At 65.4% G+C, this 26,156-nt stretch carries 15 protein-coding genes; 12 read left to right on the forward strand and 3 right to left on the reverse strand.

Annotation, left to right across the window (positions count from 1 at the left end):
• The first annotated feature begins 80 nt into the window (after positions 1-80).
• The 12 genes from ACN0RJ_RS13205 to ACN0RJ_RS13260 all read left to right on the forward strand — a co-directional run bounded on the left by ACN0RJ_RS13205 (position 81) and on the right by ACN0RJ_RS13260 (position 22,131).
• The gene (locus tag ACN0RJ_RS13205; RefSeq protein WP_417724542.1) at positions 81-15,251 is read left to right on the forward strand and encodes a PLxRFG domain-containing protein; all 15,171 of its coding nucleotides are present in this window, start codon (positions 81-83) and stop codon (positions 15,249-15,251) included.
• Between the two features lie 106 nt (positions 15,252-15,357).
• The gene (locus tag ACN0RJ_RS13210; protein ID WP_417724543.1) at positions 15,358-17,691 is read left to right on the forward strand and encodes a hypothetical protein; all 2,334 of its coding nucleotides are present in this window, start codon (positions 15,358-15,360) and stop codon (positions 17,689-17,691) included.
• 2 nt (positions 17,692-17,693) lie between these two features.
• Positions 17,694-17,936: a hypothetical protein gene (locus ACN0RJ_RS13215; protein ID WP_417724544.1), complete on the forward strand. Its 243-nt coding sequence runs from the start codon at positions 17,694-17,696 to the stop codon at positions 17,934-17,936.
• Positions 17,936-18,121, forward strand: coding sequence for a hypothetical protein (locus ACN0RJ_RS13220; protein ID WP_417724545.1), 186 nt, complete (start codon positions 17,936-17,938; stop codon positions 18,119-18,121). Before ACN0RJ_RS13215 ends, ACN0RJ_RS13220 begins: the two co-directional genes overlap by 1 nt.
• The gene (locus tag ACN0RJ_RS13225; RefSeq protein WP_417724546.1) at positions 18,121-18,516 is read left to right on the forward strand and encodes a hypothetical protein; all 396 of its coding nucleotides are present in this window, start codon (positions 18,121-18,123) and stop codon (positions 18,514-18,516) included. Before ACN0RJ_RS13220 ends, ACN0RJ_RS13225 begins: the two co-directional genes overlap by 1 nt.
• Positions 18,513-19,319: a lysozyme gene (locus ACN0RJ_RS13230; RefSeq protein WP_417724547.1), complete on the forward strand. Its 807-nt coding sequence runs from the start codon at positions 18,513-18,515 to the stop codon at positions 19,317-19,319. Before ACN0RJ_RS13225 ends, ACN0RJ_RS13230 begins: the two co-directional genes overlap by 4 nt.
• The gene (locus ACN0RJ_RS13235) at positions 19,316-19,585 is read left to right on the forward strand and encodes a DUF5658 family protein (protein WP_417724548.1); all 270 of its coding nucleotides are present in this window, start codon (positions 19,316-19,318) and stop codon (positions 19,583-19,585) included. Before ACN0RJ_RS13230 ends, ACN0RJ_RS13235 begins: the two co-directional genes overlap by 4 nt.
• A complete protein-coding gene (locus tag ACN0RJ_RS13240) occupies positions 19,582-19,770 on the forward strand; it encodes a hypothetical protein (protein WP_417724549.1) in 189 nt (62 codons plus the stop codon). Before ACN0RJ_RS13235 ends, ACN0RJ_RS13240 begins: the two co-directional genes overlap by 4 nt.
• The gene (locus ACN0RJ_RS13245; protein WP_417724550.1) at positions 19,727-19,948 is read left to right on the forward strand and encodes a hypothetical protein; all 222 of its coding nucleotides are present in this window, start codon (positions 19,727-19,729) and stop codon (positions 19,946-19,948) included. The genes ACN0RJ_RS13240 and ACN0RJ_RS13245 overlap by 44 nt, the downstream gene beginning before the upstream one ends.
• The gene (locus tag ACN0RJ_RS13250) at positions 19,938-20,213 is read left to right on the forward strand and encodes a hypothetical protein (protein ID WP_417724551.1); all 276 of its coding nucleotides are present in this window, start codon (positions 19,938-19,940) and stop codon (positions 20,211-20,213) included. Before ACN0RJ_RS13245 ends, ACN0RJ_RS13250 begins: the two co-directional genes overlap by 11 nt.
• The gene (locus tag ACN0RJ_RS13255; protein WP_417724552.1) at positions 20,213-21,784 is read left to right on the forward strand and encodes a hypothetical protein; all 1,572 of its coding nucleotides are present in this window, start codon (positions 20,213-20,215) and stop codon (positions 21,782-21,784) included. Before ACN0RJ_RS13250 ends, ACN0RJ_RS13255 begins: the two co-directional genes overlap by 1 nt.
• The gene (locus ACN0RJ_RS13260) at positions 21,784-22,131 is read left to right on the forward strand and encodes a hypothetical protein (protein WP_417724553.1); all 348 of its coding nucleotides are present in this window, start codon (positions 21,784-21,786) and stop codon (positions 22,129-22,131) included. The genes ACN0RJ_RS13255 and ACN0RJ_RS13260 overlap by 1 nt, the downstream gene beginning before the upstream one ends.
• Positions 22,132-22,146: 15 nt before the next feature.
• Here ACN0RJ_RS13260 and ACN0RJ_RS13265 read toward each other — a convergent pair whose 3' ends face one another.
• From ACN0RJ_RS13265 to ACN0RJ_RS13275, 3 genes are read right to left on the reverse strand one after another with little or no spacing between them, the layout of a single operon-like run.
• On the reverse strand, positions 22,147-22,302 hold the full coding sequence (locus ACN0RJ_RS13265) for a hypothetical protein (RefSeq protein ID WP_417724554.1): 156 nt from the start codon (positions 22,300-22,302) through the stop codon (positions 22,147-22,149).
• Positions 22,303-22,329: 27 nt separating this feature from the next.
• A complete protein-coding gene (locus ACN0RJ_RS13270; protein WP_417724555.1) occupies positions 22,330-25,023 on the reverse strand; it encodes a hypothetical protein in 2,694 nt (897 codons plus the stop codon).
• Positions 25,020-26,153, reverse strand: a complete 1,134-nt coding sequence (locus ACN0RJ_RS13275) for a hypothetical protein (RefSeq protein ID WP_417724556.1) — start codon at positions 26,151-26,153, stop codon at positions 25,020-25,022. The genes ACN0RJ_RS13270 and ACN0RJ_RS13275 overlap by 4 nt, the downstream gene beginning before the upstream one ends.
• Positions 26,154-26,156 lie beyond the last annotated feature (3 nt).

Consider the following 26,156-nt stretch of genomic DNA (forward strand, 5'->3'; position numbering starts at 1 on the left):
GATCCGCAGTTTCCCGGTTTGCCGCTCTCTGTTATCGTCCCGGAAACCGCCGGGGCGAGGAGCAGGATGCACCCCACGGCATGCAACCGAAGGGTGCTGCCTTGCCTGCTGACTACTCAACTGACCCGTACGCCGCCGGCTTCTCCGAAGCGACCGCCGCCAAGGCCCCGCAAGATGCCAAGACCGGCATCGAGGCTATCGCCTCCGAGACGCGCGTACCGGCCAACATCCTCATGGCCTTCGTTGAGAGGACCAGCGCACCGGACGACGCCACGAGAATTACCGTGGCCAAGCGCGTTGCAGAGCAGATTTCCCCCCGCATTCAGGCCGGGGAGAACGTGGACGACATCATCCTCGGCGCGGTGAAGGATCAGACCGAGGGCCGCAAGTTTCTGACACGCGCCTACCAGATCGGCCACGAACTCTACCCGGAGCGCGTTCCCGAAGAGCGGTATTCCAAGACTGAACGCCTTGGACGCGCCTTCGATGTCGGCGAGGCGCAGGCGGTCCAGATGGGCCATGAGTACACCCGCGATGCCGCCGCCGCGCTGGAGGAGAGCGCGTTCGGTCGGGTGATTGCCAAGGTCAACAAGGCCGTGGGCACGGATGCCCGGTCGGCCGAGGAGCGCGCCCAGGCAATTCGCACCGCGCCTGATCCGGTGGCAGATGCCGCGCGCCGAACGATCGAGGGCATTCAGGCCGATGGCTACAACATCGCCGACTGGAAGGACATTCGAGGCCTCGGAAGCCTCGTGCAGTTCATGGGCGAGAACATCGCCACGTCGCTCCCGCAAATGGGTGCCTCAATCGCCTCCGGCCCGCTGTCCGCACCGCTCACCATCGCCATGCTCGGCGGCGAGGCCAATCAGGAACTCAAGGAACGCACCGACCTGTCGGAAGGCGAGCGCGTGTCGCTGGCGACCGGGGCCGGGACTGCCATGTGGGCGCTTGAATCCATCGGCTTGGGCAAGGTGGTTGGCGGCCTTCTGCCGTCCGATTTCGCGAAAAAGGCGGTGAGGGGCGAACTCGCCGACCTCCTGACCAAGAACGGGCTGAAAAAGAGCGCCGCGCGCGTCATGGAGGCCGCCGTGGTCGAAGGGTCGACCGAAGCCATGCAAGAGGCCATCGTTATGGGCGCCGCCGCGGCGGCGGGCGGTGAGTACAAGCGCGACGAGGTCATTGACCGGATCGCCACGGCCTTTGCCGCCGGTGCCGGTGCCGGTGGCGGCATACGGGCAGCTGGCGAGCCGCTGGCGCTTCTGCGCGGCAACCCGCCCGAGGCGGGCCAGATTGAAGATCCGGGTGAGCCGCCGCTCGGGCTCCCCTCCCCGGCCATGGTCACGCCCCCGCCGCCGCGCCGGACAGTCACTCCGGACGATGCCACCGGGCTTGCCGTGACACGCCTCAATGACCTTGATGCGCGCGCCGCTGATCTCCACCCGGACGAGGCGGAAGAACGCGACTTCCTGCGCCAGAACCTCGCCGACCCCGAACGGCTTGCCAGCCGCATGGGCGTCCAACTCGGCCGCACGACCGAGCCCGTTGCCCCCGCCGCGCCCTCCGGCCCCCTGTCGCGCGCTCTTTCCAAAGGCCCCGGCCCGATCGTTCCCGATGCCCAACCTGGCACCGACATCACGCTCATGTTCGGGTCCGACAGGATTGCAGGGAGGATCACCGACGACGACGGCGTGAAACTGACCGTCGAAGATGCGGAAACGGGAGAGGTGTTCGAGATCCCGCGCGCCGATTTCGAGGGCGGTCAGGTCAGCATCGCGCCGCGCATCACCGATGACGTGGTCGAAGCGGCCGCCGTCGACCCGGAGAGCCCCTTGAGCGCGCGCGCCAAATCCCGCGCGCCAGCGAAAGACCCACTCGCAGATGGGACGGAACCGACAACCCCCGAGGAGGCGCTGCGCCGCGCAAGCGTGATTGAAGACCACGCGCGGGAGGCCGGTTGGACGGCTCGCCTGCGCGATGCCCACGACGCCTTGACCGGCATCGCCGAGCAGCTGGCGAAGGATCGTGAAAAAGGGAGCGACAAGGATCCCGCACCGACACCCGAGACGCTGGCGCCCGATGTGGGACAGATCGCCGCCAGCCCGGCCCCCGCAGTTCCCGGCCTGGCTGTGGCCGATGATGCGGGGGCCGACGCGGCGGATGTGCCGCTGGACGCCTCCACGGAGCAGCAGGGGAGCGAACCAGCCCTCCCCGCCGACACCTTGGACGGCGGCCCGGCGGCGGCCCCGGCGCCTATCGTCAAGAAGGACGGATCGCCGTTCGGCAACGAGGGTGCCGCCAAGAGGGCGGTGAAGTCGCGCGGGCTCGATCCAGAGGCGTTCGATTTCATGCCGGTCGATGGTGGCGTCGTGGCCGTGCCGCGCGCGGCGGTTGACGAAGCCCCGTCCCTGGTTGACGAGATGGCGGCTCCCGCCCCCGAAGCGACCGATGCGGTTGACGAAGTCGCGCTCGTCGCCCCCTCGAACGACGCTCGCCCGTCTCCCGAGCCGGACATGCCCCCGCCGGTGGGCGAGGCCGCGGAGATCGCGCCGGGCGCCGATGCACCCGCCCCTGCCCCGGCCGCTATCGCCGACGCACCGCCCGCACCCGACCCTGAGCCCGCGCCCGGTCTCGAGACCGATGAAGCCGCCGATGCTGATGCGTGGGCACAGGTTGGCGCATCGAAGCGGGAAAGCATCGTCAGGGAGGCCGGCTACCTCAAGGCAGGGAACATCTCGGACGAAGGCAGGTCCATGGTCGAAGCGGACTGGCAAGACGTTTCGCCCGCCGCCCGCCAACGCCTGCGCGATGCGGCACAGACACTTCAGGACCGCCTGAGACCGGCCGATGTGGCTGCGCCGGTCAGACCCAGGCCGCAGGCACAGCCCATGCCCGCACCCGACGCCCGCGTTCAACCCGATATGTTCGGCGGGCCGAGCCAGACCGAGACGCAGATGGCGGCGAAAGAGCAGACCGCCCGCGAGTGGGGCAAGTTCCTCGGCATCGCCGACCGCGGCACGACAAAGGCTTGGGATGGTGTGGTTGAAGGGCACGACATCTACCTCCGCGACGGCACGAATATCGAGATAGTAGCGCCCTACGATCCGAACGAGGGCCCGCAAAAGGTGCTGGCGTCCCGCGATGTGGACGGCATGAGCCGCGCCGAGATCGCACGGTGGGCGCGCTCTGTTATCCCTCCCCGAGTGATCGAGCCCGCCGACGCCCCGGCAGCGGAGCAGGCGGGCGAAAATTCTCCCCTCCCCCACGCGACCGCCCCGCAGGAGCGTCCAGCCGCCACCGCCTACATGCCCGGCCAGACCGAACCCGCGCAGCAGGTCAAGGGTGCGTTCGAGTGGAAAGGCCGTGACGGAGGTGTTGCCAATGTCTCCGTCACACCGGAAGGACCGTGGGATTTCGACACCACGTTCCCCTCGCCGGACGTGGAGAAGATCACTGGCCGCCTCCGCGACGGCCGGAACGATTTCGAGGCCGGGAGCCCCGAGGAAGTCGTCGGCATGTTGGGCGAGACCATCGCCGACATTGCCGACCAGCGCGCGGGCCAAGCCTTCTGGCAGGATGTGAAAGCCCAGATCGAGGAGACCGGCAAGGCCCCGAAGGGTGCGGGCTTCAAGAATGGCATGTCGCGCGATGACATGCTGGCGAAGGCAGAGACGAGCCGTCAGGCCGCAGAGCAGGCGGGAGACGGCATCGAGGCCGAACTTCGCAACATCTTCCCCGACGAAGCCGTCGACGCCCTGTCCGAGCGCATGAAGAAGCAGTTCGTGCTGGAAGCGCCGGAGGCGGCAACGGCAGAGGCGGCAACGGCAGACATCGAGCCAGAGCGCATCGAGCGGCTTCCCAGCCTGAAACGCGGTGCCCCGCCGCTCATGGAAATGAAGGTGGTGAAGACCGCCAGGGGATACGAGGTAGAAGGCGGATACGAGGTGCCGGGGTTTGCGGGGGGCTCGCTCAGTTCGTCGGCACAGCCCACGCCGGAGCAAGCCCTCATGAAAGCGGTCGAGCATGCGCGCAGGCACGTCAAGCCCGTGGCCGATGGGCAGGGAGGATCAGCCGCCACCGACACACACCGCAAAGACGCCCAGCGCATCGTGTCGTGGATCGAGGCCAAAGTAGGTGATTGGTCGGCAGCGGACGTCTCGCCCAGCGCCGCGAAGGCGGCAGAGTTGGAGCCGAACCACATTCGTCACGCGGAGGTTCTGGAGAGATACGGAGAGACGTGGAAGTCCAAGGCGTTCAAGAAACTCATGGACCCTCTCATCAAAGGAACGTCGACGCGCGCGGGGGTGCATCGCGAAAGCCCCGTCGCCTTCGATTACGTGCATGGGTTCCTCGACGGGACTGAGGGCAGACCTCTCGACAAGCGGCAAATCGGCGGCAACGATGGCGCCATTGAGCCCTATCTCCAAGCCTACTATGCGGCGCACTTCAATGAGCCCGGAATTGACATTCGCGGTCGCGATCGCGACCGGCGGGTCAATGAAATCGAGAATGGGCGAGAAGGACCGGCGCCGACCAACGGCGGAAGCGCCCAAGGGGGTGCGATCCCCGAGCGCCTATCGAGAAAGGGCGGCGAGCCGTTCAAGGACGATGCGGCGGCATGGCGCGCGGTGAAATCCCGCGGCGGCGATATGAGCGAATGGCAGGTCCGCAAGGTCGAAGGCGGTTACATCGCCGAACCGCGCGCGCAGGATCTGCCGAAGGAGCAGACTTGGGTTCCGGTCGCGCCCGCCCTTACCTACGTCACGGACGTCTACGGGGACCGTTACCGTGTCGATCAGGCCGCCCTCGACGGCGACCGTCCGATGCTGCGCACCTTCAACGCCAAGGGCGACCCTATTGATGGTCGGATGCTGGCCCGCGACAACATCGACGCGGACGGCAGTGGCGCACGGGACACCTATGCCACGGAACAGGTTTTTACCAAGAAGGACGGCACACCCTTTGGTGACGAGGCGGCCGCACGGAAGGCCGTCGCGGGGCGCTACAAGCAAGACCCCGACGCCTTCGACTATGTGCCGGAGAAGGGCGGTGTGGTCGCGGTGCGGAACCCTGAGCCGAAGCCGCCGCGAGCGGATGCGGATCCGTCCGGCCCGCGCATCTTCATCAACCGCGTGGGCAAGGATGGCCTGACAGACGCCGAACGCGCGGCCAAGGCTAAGGTGGACGCCGCAGCAGCAGAGGCCGAGACGAACCCGACCGACGCGCAAAAGGAGGCGGGGAACTATCGCATGGGGCACGTCGCATGGCAGGGCCTCGACGTCACCATCGAGAACGCCAAGGGCTCGGAGCGCAGCGGCAAGGCCCCGGACGGCAAGGAATGGTCCGTCACGATGCCCGCGCACTATGGCTACCTCAAGCGCACCCAGGGCGCGGACGGTGATCATGTGGACGTCTACATGGGCGAGGTGGACCGCAGCGACTATGTGCTGATCGTCAACCAGATCGACCCCGACACCGGCAAGTTCGATGAGCATAAGGTGGTGCTGGGCACGACCGCTCGCGCCGCCGCCCTCGACCTCTACCGGGGCGGCTTCTCCGATGGCCGGGCCGACGAGCGCATCGGCTCCTTTTCCGAGGTCACGGTGGAGACCTTCAAGCGGTGGCTGGAAGGCGACACGAGCAAGCCCACGGCGCCGATCACCCGGCCTTTCGCGAAGACGGCTGAAATGAATACTCAGGGGGTGGATGAGGTCGCAGAGATGGCCCAAAGCCCCGCATCGGAGCCTGCGCAAACCGCGCAGACCGAGGATGGGGAGGGGGAGAATGCGCCCCTCCCCAATTCCAAGCCCGCCGGATCAAAACCCGATCAAGAACCCGCGAAGCCTGCAAAGCCCGCCTATGGTGCGTCGAACAAACTGGTAAGCGCCGACCGGGCCGCTGAACTGCGCGCCCGCCTCAAGGACAAGCTGAAGAACCAGATCAACGCGGGCATAGATCCCGAGATCATGGCCTTGGGGGCGGAACTGGCGGTGTTCCACATCGAGGCGGGGGCGCGGCGCTTTATCGACGTGACGCGCGCCCTCGCCGCTGACCTGGGCGCGACCCCCGCCAGCCTCAAGCCCTATCTGCGCTCCTGGTACAACGGCGCGCGCGACATGATGGAAGACCACGACATCAGCATTGACGGCATGGACGACGCCCGCACAGTGGGAACGCTCATCAAGTCGGGCGTTCTGGAGAACATCGAGGCTGGAAACTCGACTGATCGGCCCCCATCTGATACAGACGCGGAACCGACCCCCAGCGAGGCGCCCGATGATAAGCGAACTGATGATGGCGATGGTGGACCGCGCGCCCAAGAAGGCCGCGGCGATCCAACGGCGGGGGCCGGGGAAGCTGGAGGAGTACGTGCGGAAGATCGTGGCCGTGGCGGAAGCAGAGATCGCGAGCCAGAACGTACCGGAGAGCGATCCGAACCGCGAACTGATGGTGCGCGAGACGGCATTTCAGAGCGCACTCGCCGAAGCAACGAGCGACCCGGAAACCATGTAATTCCCCACGGCGGGCTCCAACTCGCCCGAGGCGAGAAGACCCGCGCACGGGAAAGCATCCAAGCGATCCGAACCCTCCGGGCTTTGCAGGCTGAAAGCCGTCCGGCAACTGTGGAAGAACGCGCCGCACTTGCGAAATACGGTGGGGCCGGGACGCTGGCGGGGGCGCTTCCCCGCTCTGATGGCTCGATCAAGCATGCCGACCTCGCCGCCGAACTGGATGAACTTCTTTCGGCGGATGAGAAAGCGACCCTCTCCCGGACGTCGCAATATGCCTTCTACACCGCCGAGAGCGCGCTGCGCGGCATGTGGACGCTCGCCGAACGCCTCGGCTTCCGCGGCGGCCGGGTCTATGAGCCCGGTATGGGCGTGGGCGGCTTCGCTGGGACTGCGCCGGTCGGCACATCCTATACCGGCGTGGAACTCGACCATGTGACGGCCCAGATCGCCGCGGCACTCTATCCGAGCCATTCGATCAAGCAGGCGGATTTCATCCGGGAGAAGCTACCGCAGGGCTTCTACGACATGGCAATCGGCAACCCGCCCTTCTCGGGAACGCAGATCCAGGCCGACCCCGACTATCCGCAACGGTTCATGATCCACGACTATTTCTTTGCCAAGACGCTGGATGCCGTGAGGCCGGGCGGCTTGCTCATGTTCATCACGTCTGCCGGAACGATGAACAAGATCGACAGCAAGGCCCGCGACTATCTCGCCGACCGGGCCGACCTTGTCGGCGCGATCCGCCTGCCGAACACCGCTTTCAAGGAGAACGGCACGGAAGTGACGACGGACATCATCGTGCTGCGCAAGCGCCTTGAGGGTGAAGCCGAGGCTGATCCTGCGTGGCGCAAGACGGCCAGCGTTGAATTGCCCGATGGCGACGGGGCCATACACAGCCTTTCCGTGAACCAGTATTTCGTGGACCACCCCGAGATGATCCTTGGTGAGCAGGGTGCATTCGATACGCTGACCGGCGCGCCGCGCATCGGCGTCCGGCCGCGCCCCGGCGCGGATCTTCGCGCTGACCTCGCCGAGGCCATCGAACACTTCCCGACCGCGATCATGTCTGCCGCCCAGGCATCGGTGAGCCTAGACGCGCTCGACGTGGAACACGCGCAGAAGAAATCCGGCAGCTACTACATGAATGACGGCGACCTCTACCAGTTCGATGGGAACGTCGGCCGGAAGGTGGAGCGCCGGTCACGCGAAAACAGCAAAGGCATGCCCAAGGGAGACATGGACGCCATCCAGCGCCTCATTCCCATCAAGGATGCGTTGCGAGATGTCTATGCCGCCGATCTGGACGGCACCGATGCTTCGGAAGCCCGCGGCAGACTGAACCGGGCCTACGACGCCTTTGTGAAGGCCCATGGGCCGATAGGGAAGCAGATCAGGCAGGAACGCGCGCCATCCCGCGTTCAGATCGAAGGGGCGCGGCAGCAGGCCGAGATTGACGCCCGAGCGCGCGGTGAAGCCTTCGACGTGGGCAGCTTCGATAGCGGCCCGCTGATCGAAGGCGGGATGAAGATGCACGAGATTGCCCGCGCGCGGGATGAAGCGCGGCAGGTGCCGGGATACCGCGAGGGAGACTTCGACCCGGAAGACGTTCCGAAGACCATCATCGTCAAGCGCCCGAATATCGACGCCTTCATGGATGATCCGGAAAGCTACCGCCTGCTGGCGGTCGAGCAGTACGACGAGAAAACCGACACGGCGAAGAAGACGCGGGTTTTCTCCGAGTCGGCGGTCACGCGATCGGTCGAGCCGGTGATAAACTCCCCAGAGGACGCGCTGCTTTTCCTCCTGGCGCAGACCGGCCGCGTCGAGCCGGTGCGCATTGCCGAATTGGCCAAGAGCGATGCAGAGACGGTCACGTCCGAACTGGAAGGCAAGATTTTCCGCGATCCGGAAACCGGGAAGTGGGAGACCCGCAGCAAATACTTGTCCGGGAACATCTACGAGAAGCTGGCCGCGGCGGAAGCTGCCATGGGCAGAGACCCCGCCATGGAGCGGAACGTGCGCGATCTGCGCCAGATCATGCCGGACCCCATCTCCTCAGATGAGATCCGCGTCCCGCTGGGCGCTCATTGGTTCGACCACGACATCTACAGCCGTTTCGCCGCCTCTCTTGACCTGATGCTGGAGGCAAAGTTTCGCGGCGCCCTCGGGTCTTGGACGGTCGAGGGCACCGAGCGCGGAGCCGCGGCTACGAGCCAATGGGGCACCGAAGACAAGCCTTTCGCAAAGCTGATGCACCTGTTGATGAACAACAAGAAGATCGAGGTTGTCAGGCGGCCGAAGGACAAGCCCTCCTATGTGGATGAAACCGCAACCCAAGCGGCCATCGACAAGGCGAAAGAACTGCAGGAGAAATTCTCCGAATGGATCTTCTCGGATAGCGACCGGGCGGCCAGCCTTGTCGACCTCTACAACCGGAAGTTCAACGCCGAAGTGGCCCCGGCTTTCGATGGCGGCTACCTCACCACACCTGGTATCAACTCGTCCTGGAGTTGGCGCCCGCACCAGACGGCAGTCGTCGCGCGGATACTCCAAACCGGCAACACGTACATGGCGCACACGGTCGGAGCCGGGAAGACTTCGGCGATGATCGGCGCGGGGATGGAGGCGCGGCGCTTGGGCATCGCGAAAAAGCCGATGTACGTGGTCCCGAACCATATGCTCGTGCAGTTCACGACAGAGTTCTACCAGCAATACCCCCTCGCCAAGATCCTCGTCGCTGACGAGAAGAGGTTCCACACTTCGCGGCGGAAGCAGTTCGTCGCCGACGCTGCTCTTGGGGACTACGACGCCATCATCATTACCCATTCGGGCTTCGAGAAAGTGCCGGCCAGCGAGGCGAGCAAGAAGGCCGCGGTCACGGTGATGCTGCGGGACATCAAGGATGCCTTTGACAACCTCGGGTCGGATGAAAAGGGAGCGGACAGGGCAATCCTCGGCGCCCTTGGCTCCATCGGCAGCACCCTTGGCGTGGACGTGAAGGCGATCAGCGAGGAAAAGGGCGTCTCCACCCGCAAGAAGATCGAGCGGCTGATAGAGGCGGCCGAGCAGCGCATGTCGCGAGAGATGTCCGACACCGGCAAAGACCAGGTGTTCGACTTTGACGAGATCGGCGTGGATATGCTGTTCGTGGACGAAGCCCATGAGTTCCGGAAACTCAGCTTCGCCACCACGAACGGCGACGTCAAAGGCATTGACGCCAAGGGCGCCGAAAAGTCGATGGACCTCTATGTGAAGACGCGGGCGATCGAGGCGAAAAACCCCGGCCGGGGCCTGATCTTCGCATCGGGCACACCCATCACGAACACCATGGCGGAACTCTACACTATCAGCCGCTATCTCCAGCCAGACGCCCTCGACGCAAGGGGGATTTCCGCCTTCGATGCGTGGGCGGCCACCTTCGGCGTGACTGAAGAGGCGATGGAGCAGAACCCGGACGGCTCCTACAAGATGGTCGCCCGCTTCTCGAAGTTCGTGAACGCCCCCGAATTGTCCCTGATGGTTCGGCAGATCATGGACATTGTGTCGTCCAAAGACCTTGAGAATCTGGTAACGCGACCGAAGCTGGAAGGCGGTGAGCGCAACTTGGTCGTGGTCGAACCCTCCCGAGAGGTGAAAGCTTATCAGCAGGAACTCGGCGTTCGGATGAAGGCCATAGAGGGCAGGAAGGGACCGCCGGAACCGGGGCAGGACATCATGCTCACCGTCATTGGCGACGGGCGGTCATCGGCCATCGACATGCGGCTGGTGGATCCGACCGCGACCGGCGAGGGCTCCAAACTCGAGCGCATGATCCAGAACGTCTACCGCGTCTGGAAAGAGGGCAAGGAGACCCCGCTCCATGGCGTGAAGCCGGAAGGAGGCTATACAGACAAGCCCGTAGAGGTCGGCCCTTCGACGCAGATCGTGTTCGCGACAATGGGGATTTCCGGAACCAAGAAGAACCCTGATTTCGGAGTGCATCGCTTCATCCGAGCAGAACTCGTGAAACGGGGTGTCCCGGCGGATGACATCGTCATGGCCGAAGACATCAAGGCCAACCACGCTCGAAAGCAGCGCGCATTCTCGGACATGAATGATGGCAAGAAGCGCATCCTGATAGGGTCCAAAAGCATCTTCACGGGGGTGAACGCCCAGCGCCGCCTACGCGCGATCCACAACCTTGACCCCCTCTGGTATCCGGCCGACGACGAGCAGCGGAACGGTCGCGGCATCCGCCAAGGGAACATGAACCCGGTAATCGGCATCTACGATTATTCGACCAAGGGCACCTACGACGCGACCATGTGGCAGATGATGGCCCGAAAGGCCGGGTTCATCGAAGGGTTCTTTCGTGGCGACCCGAACGTGCGGGAAATCGAAGACCTGGGCGAAGCCAGCACCTACGAGCAGGCCAAGGCCATGTCGACAGCCGACCCGCGCGTCCTGAAGCTGACGGAAATGCGCGGCGAACGTGACATGATGGACCGCCGCCGCCGCGCCGCCAGCAGGCAGAGAGACCGCCTTCGCTCCTCCATTCGCTACAACGAGCAGTTCATCAATGGGCGCCAGCGCGAATTGGCGGGCTACAAAGCTGCCGCCGCAAAGGTACAGGATCTGTCCGGCGACAAGTTCGTGGCCACCATCGCGAACGAGGATGTCGTCACGCGCAAAGAGGCGGGCAATTCGCTCCTGGACGAGGCCGAGGCAATGCTCGGCACGGGGAAGTCTCAGCTCGATCGCACGGTCGGCCAGATTTCCGGGTTCGACATCATGCTGGAAACGTCCCTGGCTGATCGCGCGGCCAACTTCTACCTCCGGGACGGCCCAAATGACTTGATGAACGTCGGGTTCAGCGATGACCCGGTGGGCTTGATGCGGCGCTTTGAAACCGCGCTGGACAAGGTCCGGGCCCTTCCCGTCAGCGTCGAGCGAGGCATCACGGAGAAGCAGAAGGAACTGGAAGCCGACCGGGAGGCCCTCGACAAGCTGCCTCCGTTCAAGGATCAGGCAAAGCTGGAGGAACTTGAGGAAGCCATCGGCGACCTTGAGGGCGAGATGATCCGCGAAACGAAGGCGGCTCAGGAAGACGCGGAAATGCGCGCTCCGGAGGGCTGGGATGCCGTGGAGCCCGACGCGCCCTTGACGCGGGCGGAACTACGACACATCACCCAGGCCTTGCGGGAAGAGATGGAACGGCACGGGCTGGACGGGAAGGTCGGCCTAGAGGTGGTGCGCAAGATTACCGACACCGCCAGCGGAGATGCGGCGGGGGCCTATGGGCGAGGTCGCATCCGCGTGAAAGCAGACGCCGTCAGCGGGCCGGTCGGTGTCCTGCGGCATGAAATCGTCCACGCGCTGCGAGACAAGTCCCTATGGGGCCGCGACTACGGGCTGTTTACCGCCGCCGAGTGGCGCGGTCTTGTCCGCGAGGCGAAGCGGGACGCGGCGGGCATGGATGACTTGCGCAAGCGGTATCCCGACCTCCCGGTCGGCGCGCTGCACGAAGAGGCCGTGGCCGAGATGTACCGGCGATTCCGCGATGATGGCGGTACTGACCGGACTGGCGCGCTGTCAAAAGCGCGGGACTTCTTCCGGGCGCTGGCGAATGCACTGATCGGGCGAGGCTTCCAGAACGCAGGGCGCACCATGCGCCTGATCGCCGAGGGCGAGGTGGGCGGGCGGTTGCCGCCGCGCGACCAGAATGGCAGATTCACCGCTGGCCGTGGGCTTGGACCTACTGGGGAAGACCCCCAATCAGCATCGTTTCCAAGGGCACGGCGCAGCGGCAAGGTGAAGATAGCAACGCGCGCCGACGTTCTCAAGTCCATCGGCAAGGGCGATGCCGAAATGCGTGATGATGCGCCGGACCCGCGCGAGGACGACCGCGCGCCGCCCACACCTGACCCCACAAAGGCTGGTGGCGTCACCGCCGCGGAGCGGGGCCGTATCGGTCGGCTGCTGACGCAGGCCATGGGCGGAAAGGTCGGCCTGCTGGGTCTGGTGCCCGGTCGCGCCCTCTATTCCGAACTCGGCGCCGCGCTACCTTCTGCGACCAAGTACCTCCACCTCAAGGAGGGCATGGATGCCATGCGGGACGAATGGCACCACAAGACCGACACCGTCGCCCAGGACTGGCGCAAGCTGCTGGCGAATGATGGCGCATCGAACGTCGCCATGATGAACCTCATGCATGACACGACGAGGGCTGGCGTCGATCCATCCCAGCCGTTCGCACCCAAGGCCCGGCCGGAGGATGCCGAAATCATCAGGGATGCCGCCATAGGCAGCTATGCCCGTGATGCCGCGGATCGCCGCGCGGCAGAAGACGTGGTGCGCATGGGCGACTATCGCACATTCAAGCGCCGGTTCGACAAACTCCCCCCCGAGTTTCAGGCCATGTTCCGGCGGGTGCGGGATCAGTATGCCGGCCTTGCCGATGCCTTTGACGCTGCGGTGCTGTCCAACGTGGACAAGGCGCTGGATACGGCGGTGAAGCGCGCGGAGCGCCGCCACGATGCGGACATGGCCCGCATCCGCGACGATGGACTGACCGGCCCGGAGCGCGATGAGGCCGTCGCTCTGGCCGATCAGCGGCTCAAGGATGCCAAGACCCGGTCGCGTTGGAGGAAAGGCGCGCGGCTGACCTCGCTGCGCGCGCAATTCGAGACCAATCGCCTCGACGGCCCCTACTTCCCCCTCATGCGCTTCGGCACCTTCTACGTCACCGTCCGCGACAAGAAGACCGGCAAGGTGCTCTCGTTCAGCCGGTTCGAGAAGGTCAAGGATCAGCAGGCTTTCGCTGGAGAACAGCGCGGGATCGACGGGCAAGAGGTGCAGGTCGGTGTGGTGGACGAGGATTTTGACGCCAAGGGGCAGGTCGATCCGAACTTCGTGGCCGACATCGAGGACTTGATCGGCAGCGAAGTGGGCGACGAGAATGTGATGGACATGATCTGGCAGCGTTGGCTCGAAACCCTTCCCGATCGCTCGATCCGCACCAACCGCATCCACCGCAAGGGGACCGAAGGCTTCAACAGCGATGCTTTCCGGTCGTTCGGTCGCCAGATGTTTCACGGGTCTCACCAGCTGGCCAAGCTGCACTTCTCGATGGACATGCAGGGCGCGCTGGAGGAGGCCCGGCTCGAGGCGGAAAGGGCGGATGACCCCAACCGCGCAGGCCTGATCGTGCAGGAGATGCAGCGGAGGCATGATTTCACCATGAACCCGACCGGCGGCGCGGTCGCGCAGATCGCGACATCGGCCGCGTTCGTCTACTATCTGGGGGCGACCCCGGCCGCCGCTCTGGTGAACATCACACAGACGTCGGTGGTCGGCATCCCGATCATGGCCGCGGCCTTTCCGAAAGCCAACGTCGCGCAAGCGGCCAAGCAGATCCTGCGCGCTGGTCAGGATTTCCTAGTTGGCAAGGGACACACTGAAAACTCGTCCCGCCTGACCACCGACGAAAAGTCCGCGCTGGCCGAAGCCTACCGGCGCGGGACCATCGACAAGACGCAGAGCCACGACCTCGCGGGTGTCGGAGAGACGGGCGTGGAGTACAGCGATCTTCGGGCCAAATGGATGGCGCGTATTTCGTGGTTCTTCCACCATGCGGAGCGGCTGAACAGAGAGGTGACTTTCCTAGCATCCTACCGTCTGGCCAAGGCTCACGGCCTCGGCCACGGCGCCGCGATAGACAAGGCGGCAGACCTCACATGGAAGAGCCATTTCGACTACCAGAACACCAGTCGGCCCAGGCTCATGCAGAACGATTTCGCCAAGGTGGCCCTCGTGTTCCGCAACTTCCAACTGAACATGCTCTGGAGGCTTTTCCGGGACGCGCACCAGGCACTGAATGGCGCCAGCGCGGCGGAAAGGGCCGAGGCGCGCGGCCAGTTAGCCGGCATCACCATGTCCATGATGCTCCATGCGGGCATCACCGGGACTTGGGGCTACGGGCTGACCGTGGCGCTGCTTGGTCTGTTTGCGGATGACGGCGAGGACGACATCGAGGAAGGCCTCAAGAGATCGCTGGTCGACCTCTTTGGCAAAGACGTCGCCGGCATGATGCTCAAGGGCGTTCCCGGCCACCTTGCTGGTGTCGATCTGACCTCCCGCCTCGGCATGCCCGATCTGTGGTTCCGAACATCTGACCGGACGCTTGAGGGTGACGACGTCTACAACTACTGGCTGCAGCAAATGCTTGGCGCGGTTCCAGGCATGGCCGAGAATATGTTTCGGGGGGTCCAGAAAGCGACGGACGGGCACATCTGGCGCGGCGTCGAAACCGCGGCCCCGAAATTCGTTCGCGACCTCATGCAGGCCGGGCGCTACGCTTCCGAGGGCGTCGAAACCTACAACGGCGATCCCCTCCTCGATGAGGTGACGATCTATCAGGTGTTGGTCGAGGCCCTGGGCTTCACCCCCGCCGAGGTCTCGGAGCGGTATTCGACCAACTCCAAGCTGAAGAACGCCGAAAAGCGGATCACCAATGAGCGCCGGGGGCTTCTGCGGCAGGCAACGGACGACATCCGAGACGGTGGGGGCGTGACCGAAAGCACCATCCGCCGCATCGAAGCCTTCAATAGCAACACCCCGGAGTGGCCCATCGGAATGGACAACATTCGCCAGTCTCTCAAGTCCCGCATGGCGGCCTCGGGCCGGAATGAAGGCGGTGTGGGCCTCAACCCGCGGCTCAACGCGCGGCTGCGCTCGGAGGCTGCGCCCGGCATCTACTAGGGATAGCGTCAGCGGTGGAACGATAGGGCAAGATCGTGATATAGAGGCCCAAAGGCTGTGCAGGATGCGCGCCATCTGACCGCAAGGTCTATGCGCGAGATCCCAAATGCCCGAAACCATTCGCATCACGCAACGCAAAGGCACGGCGGCACAGTGGGCCGCCGCCGCCCCGGTCCTGAGATCAGGCGAGTTTGGCCTGGAGACAGACACCGGCATCGTCCGGATGGGAGACGGGGCCACCGTGTTCCCCGACCTGCCCCCCGTGAACGGGGACGGCGGGCGCCTGATCTACGACGTTGCCAGCGGCACATTGCAACTTGCCGCCCCTGCTCAGATCGGCAACCGCCGCATCAGCGCCTTCAATACTCCGTTCGATTGGGGCGCAAAATTCGACGCCACCCACGACCCCGAGAACTTCGACAGTGGCGCGGCGCTGCAAAGCTGGCTGAACAGCAATGACAGCCTTTGGTTTCCCGATGCGAACTTCGGCGTTCACGACGGGCGCGTCCTCATCATGCCCGACAACCCCGTCATCAAAGGCTTCGGAGGTGCCCCGCTGATGCCCTTCAACCAGGGCAACGACTTCAAGGAACTCCTGATGCCGGGCTCCTTCAAGGAACTGCCCGGCGGCAACATCATCTTCATGGGCACCCCGACGACGAACGCTCTGTACGACACCGGCAGGCTTGCAGACCCCGATCCCGATGCATTCGCAGAACTGCTTGACGGGTTCGGAGACCCCTACAACGCCGACCACGTCGACGGGCACCCGATCAAGGCGCATGCCAATCCGCTCCCGATGATGATTAACGCGACCCCGAACGGGGGCGACATCTCCGGTTTCGGCATAGTGCAGTACCAGCACCATCGCGATGGCGCCAACCGCATCGCGCGCGGAACCGACAACCAGCAGGCAGGATACACCTGCGGCTACCTCAACCGCGGCACCAACGCGCGCATCGACATCAACATCTACGGGTTCTTCAAAGACTTCGGGCTGATGCAGAACAACAAGCCCGGCGACGGCAACCCTGACCCCGACTACCTGAAGTGGGAAGGCAACGTCACATCCGGCATCGGCATCCTCGGCTCGCGCGGGACTGCGGTCGAGGGCGGCCTGACCGGCGCGATGCTCGGCGGCCGGATCTTCGGATATGACCGGCCTGACCGCTTTTCGTCGCTCCCCTGGCACCCGGCCGTCTGCATCGACGGAGAGACCGGCGGCACGAACAAGGGCATCCGCGCCCATTGCATCCGCAGTTCGGTACGGACCTTTTCCGATTTCCCGGTCCTCCTCGGGCGCTGTGATGACGTCATCTTTCTGGGGAACCCCTCGGAGACGCCCGGCCTCGGGGACGACACCAGCGAAATTCCGAACCGGATCGCACCGGCCGGGCTCAGTTCTTCCGGCCAGTTGAAGGTCACGCATCACACCGGCAACGTGCGTTTCGTCGGCATCGGCTCCGGCGCGGGCATGCAGGCACAAAGCGTTCCCACACGCCTCAAGGGGAAGGTCATCAACGTGGGCGGCGCTGGCTCGGATGACTTCTTTGTGGGCGTCGGCGGGCAAAACGGTGTCGGCGGGCGGGCGCCTGCGCTGGTCCGGATTTCTGGCGATCAGAACAGCAATGACCCGGTCATCCAGCTTTCCGACGACATCACCAGCCTGAACAACAGGTGGTCCCTCCGGCCTGATGCTTCCGACCTCTGGAAATTCCTGCTGAAATATGGCGGCATCACGCAGCTTGCGCTGACCGTGGATGGCATACTTTCTCCCTCCAGACATTTCGCCGGAGGGCTGATCGACGGGGCCGCGGGCACGGTGCCCGTCCTCGATGTGGCTGCGGGCGTTCTGACTGTCCCCGAGACCGGCAACGTCTTCCGTGTGCGCGGCGAAGGGGCCGCGACGACCGACGACATCGCCACGATCACCGCAACCGGCTATCGCACGATCATCTTCCGCAACCTGACGACCGGCGACCAGATGACGTTCAAGCACGGCACCGGGAATATCCGGTGCGCCGGTGGCGTGGACATCGTCCTGACCGACACAGATCGGCGCCTTGTGCGCTGCACATGGACCGGCGTGAACTGGCTGGCCGAGAGGATCTACGGGGACGGCCAGAATCCGACCGCCACCCCTCCCCTGCTGACCATCGCCGCTGGCGTCATCACGCCCAGCGCGGGCTTCGGTGACGTGTTCCGCGTTCAGGCGGAAACAGGAACGGTCGATGACCTCAACACGATTACGGCGGTGGGGTATCGAACCCTCCTGTTCCGGAACGTGTCGAGCGGCGATCAGATCACGTTCAAGCACAATTCCGGGAATATCCGGTGCGTGGGCGGTGCCGACCTCATCCTGACCAATACCACCTACAGGCTGATGCGCTGCACTTGGAACGGCGTGAACTGGATCGCGGAACTGCTGCAGGGAGCCTGACCATGACGCTTGATTGGTGGTTCGAGAGGTTCGGCACGGTCGGCATCATGCTCTTTGCGATGGGCTATGACCGCTACCGGCTGCTGAAGGAGATTTCGTCAAGGGATCAGAAAATAGAGACCCTGACGGAAAGGCTCATCGAGCAGTCGAAACAGGGCCTGGCCGAGGCAATCCGGCGCGAGGAACAAACGCTCGCCCAGCTTGAGCGGATTTCCACGGCAATACAGGTAGGAGGCCTGCGCTGATGGTCTGGCCATTCCGGATAAGGACAAGCCCGCGCGGCTCCGACGCCAAAATCCGCGATGCGGCGCCACTCATCGCCGAGGAAGAGCGCAGGTTGGCCCTACTCAAGCAACGTCGCGAGGAGATGGTTCAGAGCATCGCGTCTGCCCTCGACGAAATTTCCCGCCGGCCGAGAGAGGATACCTGATGGCCCTTCACCACATCACCGCAATGGCCACGCTCATCCTCGGCCTGTGGACCGCCCGAGCCTACATCCCGAACCTCTTGGCGACCATGACGCCCCCTGCCGCGCATCTCGCCTGGGGCTTCTTCTTCTTTGCGCTCGGCTCGATCGGGCGGTCGGTCTACTGGTCTTTCGGTCGTATCGTGATGGGCGACGGCTGGCCTGCCGTTCGGGAAATGCTGGGCGGCCTCAATGCCAACATGCTCTTCGAGATGTGCCTGATCGTCGGCCTTACCCTGATCCTTCGCGCCCGACTGCTGGCGATCCCGGACGAGGACCGGCCCAACTACAACATCATCACCTGCATCACCTACCCCGAGCCTTTCCGGCTCGCTCACATCCTTGGGAGAAAGCAATGAGACTGATCGAAAACTGGCGCGCGGTCGCAGCGCGCGCGCATAGCATGTGGGCGATTTACCTGGGCATCTTCTGCCTCGTGCTGCCCGATCTGATCTACGGTCTGCTGGACGTCGACACGTCGCCCCGCTTCTGGTTCTGGCTGGCGCTGGCGCTGCTGGTCTACGGCGCGATCGGGCGGATCAAGGATCAGGGCATCGACCGCACCAGGACGCGCAGTCCGATCTGGGTGGCGGGCGTGGTGCTGGCGCTGGCGCTGGGGGGCGCGCTGTGGACGGCAGACGGCCCGGCGGCCACGGGGGTGGCGGGCATACCGGACTTAGCCCCCTCTGCCTCGCCTCAGAGCGCGGAGCGCACATTCCTATCCGAGGCGATCCCCCTTGTGTCGCGCTGGGAGGGGCTGAGGACCAAAGCCTACCGAGATCCTGTCGGGATCTGGACGGTGTGCTACGGCGAGACGCTGGGCGTGAAGCCGACCGACACCTACACGGCCGAGCAATGCGCCGCGATGCTGGCCGAGCGCCTGATCGTCTTCCGCGCGGGGCTGCATCCGTATTTCACGGCCGAGACCAGGGCGGGCCGATTGCCGCCTGCGCGGGACGCAGCCTATGTCTCGCTCGCCTACAACGTGGGCGTGGCCGGCGCCGGGGGGAGCACCGCCACCCGGCGCCTGAATGCGGGGGACATCCGCGGCGGCTGCGAGGCGCTGACCTGGTGGAACAAGGCTGGCGGGAGGGTGTTGCGCGGCCTGGTCAACCGCAGGGCCGAGGAAAAGGCCATGTGCCTGCGGGGGCTCGCCACATGACCCTCGCGATCATCGCCTACATCGTCGCGCAGCTGGCAGACGTGGTGACGACTGAGCGCGCCCTGCGCGAGGGCGATGCGATCGAGGGCAACCCGGTTATCCGGTGGCTGATGACCCGCCTCGGCCGCGGCTGGGTGGTCGTCAAGCTGGCGCTGGCCGGAGCCATCGTCTTCTGGCTGTTCCTGAACGATGGCGAAACGGCAATCTGGATCGTGGCTGCGATCACCGGCGCCGTGGCGCTCAACAACTGGCGGTTGGTGCGATGATCCTGCGGGCGCTGATCGTGGCTTTCCTGTCCGTGTCCGGCTTTGCCGCATGGCAGTACGCGCGCGCCGAGCGTCTGGCCGACCGCGCGGCTCGGCTCGAGACCTGCCGAGAGGTCCAGACCCTGAAGGAGGACGCCCGCCGTGAAACAGACGACGATCTGGCTGACCGCATCACTCGCCCTTAGCGCCTGCGCGGTGCCGGGTGATTTCTGCGACGTGGTGACGTCGCCCAAGCATTTCGCCGCCGCGACCGCGCGCGCGATGGTCGCAACCAACCGCAGCGAGGTCGAGCAGATCGCTGTGGAGAACGATTACGGAGCGCGGCATTGCCGCTGGATGAAGGAGCCCGACAATGGCCACTGAGCGCAAGACCGTCCCCATCACTTGGCATGCCGATGGCAGGATCACCGCAGCAGGCGACACCGATGTGCTGATGGCGAACACCTCGGACAAGACGGTGTATTTCGCGATCACCGACGATGACACCGCCCCCCTCTTTCACATCGCCTATGGACACCCGATCCGCCCCGGCGAACCGTGGTCTTTGACGCTTGCGGATGGGAAGCGCCTGTGGCGCGCAACTCGCGCCGAAGGCGTCGTCATCACCGAAACGGTCGAGGCTGCCTGATGAGCGGCAAGCTATCCGCAACCCGGCTGAATTTCGGGGCGCTGGGGAAGATCCTGCCGGGCCGAACCGGGTATGTCTTCGGCAACAGGAAGCCCTTCTCTCCCCTCGCCCTGCGCAGCCTCGCCGCCTGGTATGATCCGAGCGACATGAGCACGCTGTTCCAGGACAGCGCCATGAGCACCCCCGTGACCTCGCCGGGAGACCCGGTCGGCGGGATGCTCGACAAGAGCAAGGGGCTGGCCGACGGCGCGGATGCCTGGAACCTTGAAGCCGCGACGGTCTCCGGGGAGTCCGAGATCCTCGGCGTGAATGACTACAGGATCTATTCGAGCGCCGGTGCCTATTCGGACGTCAGGGGCGACACCATCACGCTGCCCCTCGGAGCGGTCTATCGCGTGCGCCTCGAAGTCTACGAGATCGCAGCCGTCGGCGGCGGCATCATCGTCGGAAACTACGGCAAGATCATCAATTCGCTCGGGGTCAAGGAGTTCTATTGGTGTCGCCAGTCGGGCGATGCGAACTCGCCCCTGTTCAAGCGTGCATCCGGGCCTACGGATTACAAGATCCGCAATGTCTCTTTTCGCGCTGTGGCGGGAAATCACCTCGCTCAGGCGACCGCCGCCGCGAGGCCCGTCTACCGTCATTCCTGGGACGAGGTCACGCCCGCCAACGGCCCGGAGCTGGTGCCGAATGGTGAGTTCGCAGCGGACGTGTCCTCCTGGACGAACAGGACCGGGGCCACCAGCACGATGACATGGGATGCCGGCGGGCTCGCCCTCAACCGGAATGCCGAGGCTGCGGCGGCGGCCTACGCCGCGGTCGCGGTGACACCCGGCAGCACCTATCTTCTGGAGGTAGCGAGGCGCTCGGGCACCAGCATCCTGAAGGTCGGGACCACCGTCGGGGGCGGAACCATCCACACCTCCGCCAACACCACGGATACCACGATCATCGCCATCACCCCCGGCGTCTCCACCATCTACGTGGAGATGGTCAACAACCAGCCCACGGAGGCGGTGGTGGAGAGCGTCTCGCTGAAAAAGATCCCGGCGAGCGGCATCTTGCAGTCGCTGCTTTTCGACGGCGTGGACGACCTGCTCGCATCCGCTGCTCCGCTTCCGTTCTCCACGGAGATCTTTCACCTGTCGGCCTTCCGGCAGATCACGCTGAACAGATCGTTTCCGCATGTCTTCTCCAATAGAGGTTCGGGCGGAGAGAGTTATCATAGACACCCGCTCCTTTTCACGGTGCAGGACACCCCGCAGCTCGTCAATTTCAGCGTGGCAGGCGCCAACACGGGTGTCACGTATCCCACGTCAGTCGTTGGTGTCGATCTGCTGGTTACCGGATACGTCGAGCCAACCTTTCGCACCCTCAACGTAAACGGAATCGTATCCTCCGGAGTTGGCGTGGCGCTGACGGATGGTAGCGCGACGCCGGTAAATGTGAGCGGCACCTCCGTTTCCAACATCCGGTGGTATGGCTCGGTGCAGGCGAACAGCATCCCCACTCCCGCCGAAATCGCACGGCTCCGCACCTACTACGCCGATCTTTCGGGAGGTATCGCCTGATGACCGACTACATCCACCAGGCCGCCCTGATCGTGCCTGCCACCCAACTGGACGCGGCCCGGCGCATCGCCGGAGGTCTGGGCTGGGGCGCCGGGTGCTATTCCTGCTCGCTCGCCGGCGGCACCTACTGGGGCCTCTCGACCGTCATCACGCAGTCCTTCGTGGACATGCTCGCGGCGGCGGGGACCGGAACCGTGCCCGAGGGGGTCGATCCTGCCGACATCGCCGCGGTGCTTCCCGCGCTTCTCAGCAGCATCGAGCCCGCCGGACTGCGCAGTCAGTTGGACCAGTTCGAGGCGCTTTGCAGCGCGAACGCCCTGACGCGGGATGAGGAAACGCAGGAATAGGCCCAGCCGTCCCGATCAGCACTCCGACGACGGGCACAGCACCACGGTCCCGGTCCAGCGATCAAGGCGCACGGCGCCGGGCCGGTCCTGCAGCGGGGAAACGTCGTAGCGGAAGATCCAGACGGCCGCGATGGCGGCGATAGCGACAAGGATCATCACGGGTTTGGTCATGGCCTACCTCCTGGTATCGGCCCGACCCTACTGCTTCGCCCCGTAGAGGGGAACATCGCTTATTCCCGGCGCGGCATTGCGCCCGGTCAACAACTCGATCGCCTGGGCGCGCTTCTCGGACGGAGAGAGGCTATTGAAATTGCTATTGCTGCCTGACACCGCGCCCTCGGACAGCACTTTGATCGCGTCGGTGATCTCCTTGGCGCTCGGCTCCCGTTCCAATGCTGCCTCGCGCCCCGTCTTGTACTCGGCCCAGCCGCGCTCGAATACCTGCTCAACGGAGAGGTGGTCGATGCCGAGCCGGTACAAGTCACCCTGACCATCAACCTGCTGCGTGAAACTCTCCCCGGTGCGATCGTTCACGAACGTGATCTTCGCCGATCCGGGGATGATTTCGCCGTTTGCATCGCGCGCGAATCCGGTGCCGTCCGGGTCGATGGAATAGCCGTCGTCGTAATAGCCCTTGGTGTTGTAGGCTCGAGAAATCTGCTCGACAAACTCGCGCTCATCCCCGTTCGACGCGGCGATGATCGCCTTGGACCAATGCCCCATCCCCTCGCGAACCTGCTTGTCCTTGAGGAAGCCCCGAAAGGCGTTGGCCTTCTCGAACTGCCCGCGCGCCTCGTAGAAGGAGATGATCTTGCGCGCGCGGCGCGTGGTGTAGTCTTCCACGAACGCAGCGGCCATGCGGTCCTGCTGCTGCGGCGATGCTCCTGCGCCGGGGCCGCCAGCCGACACCGCGGCGGCGCGAACGGCCTCAACCGATTCCTCCGGCGTCCCCTCGGGCGTCTGCTGGGTTGGCGCGACGGCCGCCGTTGCTTGTGCCGCAGGGGCGGCTTCGACGGCGGCCGGGTTCGATGACGGCAGGCCGATGGATGGAGCGGGGCGCGGCGGCGCGCTCCATGTCGTGTCCTTCTGTGGCAGAATGCCCGGCGCCTGCGGGCGGGCGGGCGGCGCCGCGGCGGCCACGCGCGAAATCGGCCCGGAAGGGCGCGGCGCGGCGGGCACGGGGTCAGCGGAAGGTGGTCGCATCTGAGGCATGGACATGACCGCGCTGACGCCGGGCGTGACATCCGGCCCGAAGCGTTCAACGGCCGGGGATGGTGGCGTTTGCTTCTGTGCTTGGGGCACCGCACCGGACGGCGCCGCATCGGGCAGGATGCCGGGGGCTACGCGCGCCGGGGTGGCGTCCGGGCGGCTCGGCGCATTCGGGATCTGGTAGTTGGCTTGAGGGACGCGCTCCGTCCGTGTAAGCGGGAACGCCGAGGCCTCCGGTGTGGGAGACGGCGGCTGCGAAGGGCTTTCGGAGGCGGCGGCCATCTCCGCTCGCCGCAACTGCTCTTCCACGACATCGACCGCCTGGTAGTAGTCCCGCTCGTCCTGGGGCGTGAGAGGCTGATTGGTGAAGGGGTTGTGCTTCATTTCCAGCGCGGCAGCGGCAATGTCGGCCTGCTCGGCATTGCTCAGGTCTTCCACCCCGGCGCTCATCGCGCGGCGCTGGTACGGGCCTATGGCCCTTTCCTGTTGCGGCGCGGCGGGCTGCGGCGGCTCCGGGCGCTGGACCGCGCCAATGCGGCGCTGGACATTGCGCACATACGCTTCCGCCTCGGCGCGGCCGTCGTCGGTCAGCGTCTCCCCCGAAATCGGGTCAATGCCGACCTGCATGGATGCGTTGGCGCGATCCGCGTCGGCGGCGAGCCCCGTCAGGCGATCATTCGCCCCAGCTTCTCTCGCGGCGAAGGTGTTGCGGTTTTCACGCGATGATTTGTCGGCCACCACGGGCGCGGGACGCACAGTGCTGGAGGCGGGTAGCGGCGGAGCCTTCCGTGTGAGGGGCGCCGATTGGGATGCCCCTTGCGGGGGCTGGGTGTCCAGAATGCCCGGCGCCATGCTCGGCGCGGCGCCTTGGGCGGGCGACATCGGCATGACACTTGGCGCCGGGTCGTAGGTCGGCAACGCGACCGGCGCCTGTGCGACGGGAGGGGCGGCATTCGGTGCGGCAACCGGCGCAGTCGGCGGCGTGGCAGTCGGCGGCGCGGCGGGCGGCGGCGCGGCGGGCGGCGTGTCGTAAACGGCGCTCCGCGGCGCTGGATCTCCGGCGAGGGTGCCGATGTCCAGCTTCGGGGCTTCCGGAGGCGCCATCCGAGCCGGAGGAGACGAGGCGGGCGGCGCGGCCGGCGTCACATCTGCCTTCGGTGCAACGGCTGTCGCGCCTGGCGCATCGGGGCGCGGCGCAGCGACGTCAGTGCCGATGCTTGGGCGATCGGTCGGGGCCTGGTCAGTGGGTGCGCGGGGCTCGATCTCTCCGGACGGCTGCGGTGCCTCGTCCGAGAACAGGCCGGACAGCATGTCGCGCTCCTGCTTTTCGAACTGGTATTTCTCATCCTCGCGCCCCCACAGTGTTTCGGTGCGATCCCTGACGCGGCCGGTCCAGTTGCGTTCTTCGGATTCGGCGGCCCGGCGCGTCGTCCGGTCCTGATCGTCCTGCCCCCAGACCTCGCGCTGCCGCGCGCGGCTTTCCCTCGTCCAGCCGCGATCCTCGATCCCCTCGGCGCGCAGGCGCTCGCGTTCCTCTTTGGTCCAGGCGTAGTCCTCCCGCTCCCACTGGAACCGCTCATCCTCGCGCGCCCGCGCGCGCGCCTTGTCCTTGAGCCCCTGCGTAAACTGAAAGCCCTGCGCGGCTCCCTCGATGAAGGCGGCGAACGGTGAGGTCGATGTCATTGGGCGGTCCCCATGTTGTAGTTCCTGAACCATGCCCAGCGCGGATCAGGTGCGGCGGCGGGAAGGGATGGCGAAAAGGCGGGCATGGCAGCGGGAGTGACTGTCGCGACCGGCGCGGCGGCCGGCATCTTGGCCGTGACCGCTCCCACGCCGATCTCGGCAGGCGAACCCTTCGGACCGGATACGGCCTGCGAAACCGGACTGATCCCCGGAGTGATGAAATTCGGGTTGACCCGTTGCGGCTCGAAGGCCGCCGTGGCCGCTTGCTGCTGCGGAAGGCTCTCCGTGAGGCCGACTGCGTCGAGAACGCGCGTGGACTTGATCTGCCCCTCGGGCTGCGGCGTCTGTGTCGGGAGTTCAAGGCCGATTTGCCCAAGGATGTTGGGCCGGATGTCCGACACGCCCACCTCCGACGTCGGCCTCTGTTGCTTCGCGGCATCCATGCCGAGCAGGGCCGAGGCCTTGCTTCTGTGATCGCCCATCTGGTTCTCCCATTTGTCTCGGACATCGCCTCTGGTGCCGCCCGCCGCCGTATCGGACGCACTGTAGCGACCTGGCGCACCGGCGTTGACCACCGAATAGGCGTCGAGGCCCGACATGCCGTTCTTCCAGCCGTGCGCCCGGAAGTATTTCACCACGGCCCCGTTTTTGCCCAACTGGCTGCCGAGGGCGTCCCGGTGGTCGACGCCGAACCGCGCAGCCTGCGGCTCTCCGAACTGGATCAGCCCTTCATGTTGGCCCCATTTCGTCTTCGGTCCCTTCTTGCGCGGGTTGAAGGTGCCGGCGGTCTCGAAACTGACGATGGTGGCAAGGTCGACCGGGTCCATGCCGAGTTCGTCGGCCGTCTCGATCAGAAGGTCTCGCGTTCTGGCCGCGTCTATCTTCTTCGCGAAGCTGAGGCTGGCCTTTCCCGTCATCGGCGACACTTGGCGGTCCAAGGCGCCGCGCTCGCCTGTGCCTCCCTCCCCCGTCAACGGGCTTCGGAAGCCGGGAGCGGTCAAATCCGTGCCCGGATCTCCGAAATTTTCGTCCAAGCGCGCCGCGCGGCCGTCCGCTTCGGCCTTGCGCGCCTCTCGCTGCTTTACGAATGAGTCGGCGAAACCGACCATGAACGAGTTGAAGCCGCTCATGTC

The organism is Salipiger sp., assembly GCF_048261495.1.
In the GTDB taxonomy this organism is placed as follows: Bacteria; Pseudomonadota; Alphaproteobacteria; order Rhodobacterales; family Rhodobacteraceae; genus Salipiger.

Bases quoted from the DNA above. Each gene is read 5' to 3' on its own strand.
- ACN0RJ_RS13240 (WP_417724549.1), top strand. From the start codon at position 19,582: ATGATCCTGCGGGCGCTGATCGTGGCTTTCCTGTCCGTGTCCGGCTTT.
- ACN0RJ_RS13235 (WP_417724548.1), top strand. From the start codon at position 19,316: ATGACCCTCGCGATCATCGCCTACATCGTCGCGCAGCTGGCAGACGTG.
- ACN0RJ_RS13275 (WP_417724556.1), bottom strand. From the start codon at position 26,153: ATGAGCGGCTTCAACTCGTTCATGGTCGGTTTCGCCGACTCATTCGTA.
- ACN0RJ_RS13270 (WP_417724555.1), bottom strand. From the start codon at position 25,023: ATGACATCGACCTCACCGTTCGCCGCCTTCATCGAGGGAGCCGCGCAG.
- ACN0RJ_RS13225 (WP_417724546.1), top strand. From the start codon at position 18,121: ATGGCCCTTCACCACATCACCGCAATGGCCACGCTCATCCTCGGCCTG.
- ACN0RJ_RS13205 (WP_417724542.1), top strand. From the start codon at position 81: ATGCAACCGAAGGGTGCTGCCTTGCCTGCTGACTACTCAACTGACCCG.
- ACN0RJ_RS13260 (WP_417724553.1), top strand. From the start codon at position 21,784: ATGACCGACTACATCCACCAGGCCGCCCTGATCGTGCCTGCCACCCAA.
- ACN0RJ_RS13250 (WP_417724551.1), top strand. From the start codon at position 19,938: ATGGCCACTGAGCGCAAGACCGTCCCCATCACTTGGCATGCCGATGGC.
- ACN0RJ_RS13265 (WP_417724554.1), bottom strand. From the start codon at position 22,302: ATGACCAAACCCGTGATGATCCTTGTCGCTATCGCCGCCATCGCGGCC.
- ACN0RJ_RS13230 (WP_417724547.1), top strand. From the start codon at position 18,513: ATGAGACTGATCGAAAACTGGCGCGCGGTCGCAGCGCGCGCGCATAGC.
- ACN0RJ_RS13255 (WP_417724552.1), top strand. From the start codon at position 20,213: ATGAGCGGCAAGCTATCCGCAACCCGGCTGAATTTCGGGGCGCTGGGG.
- ACN0RJ_RS13210 (WP_417724543.1), top strand. From the start codon at position 15,358: ATGCCCGAAACCATTCGCATCACGCAACGCAAAGGCACGGCGGCACAG.
- ACN0RJ_RS13215 (WP_417724544.1), top strand. From the start codon at position 17,694: ATGACGCTTGATTGGTGGTTCGAGAGGTTCGGCACGGTCGGCATCATG.
- ACN0RJ_RS13220 (WP_417724545.1), top strand. From the start codon at position 17,936: ATGGTCTGGCCATTCCGGATAAGGACAAGCCCGCGCGGCTCCGACGCC.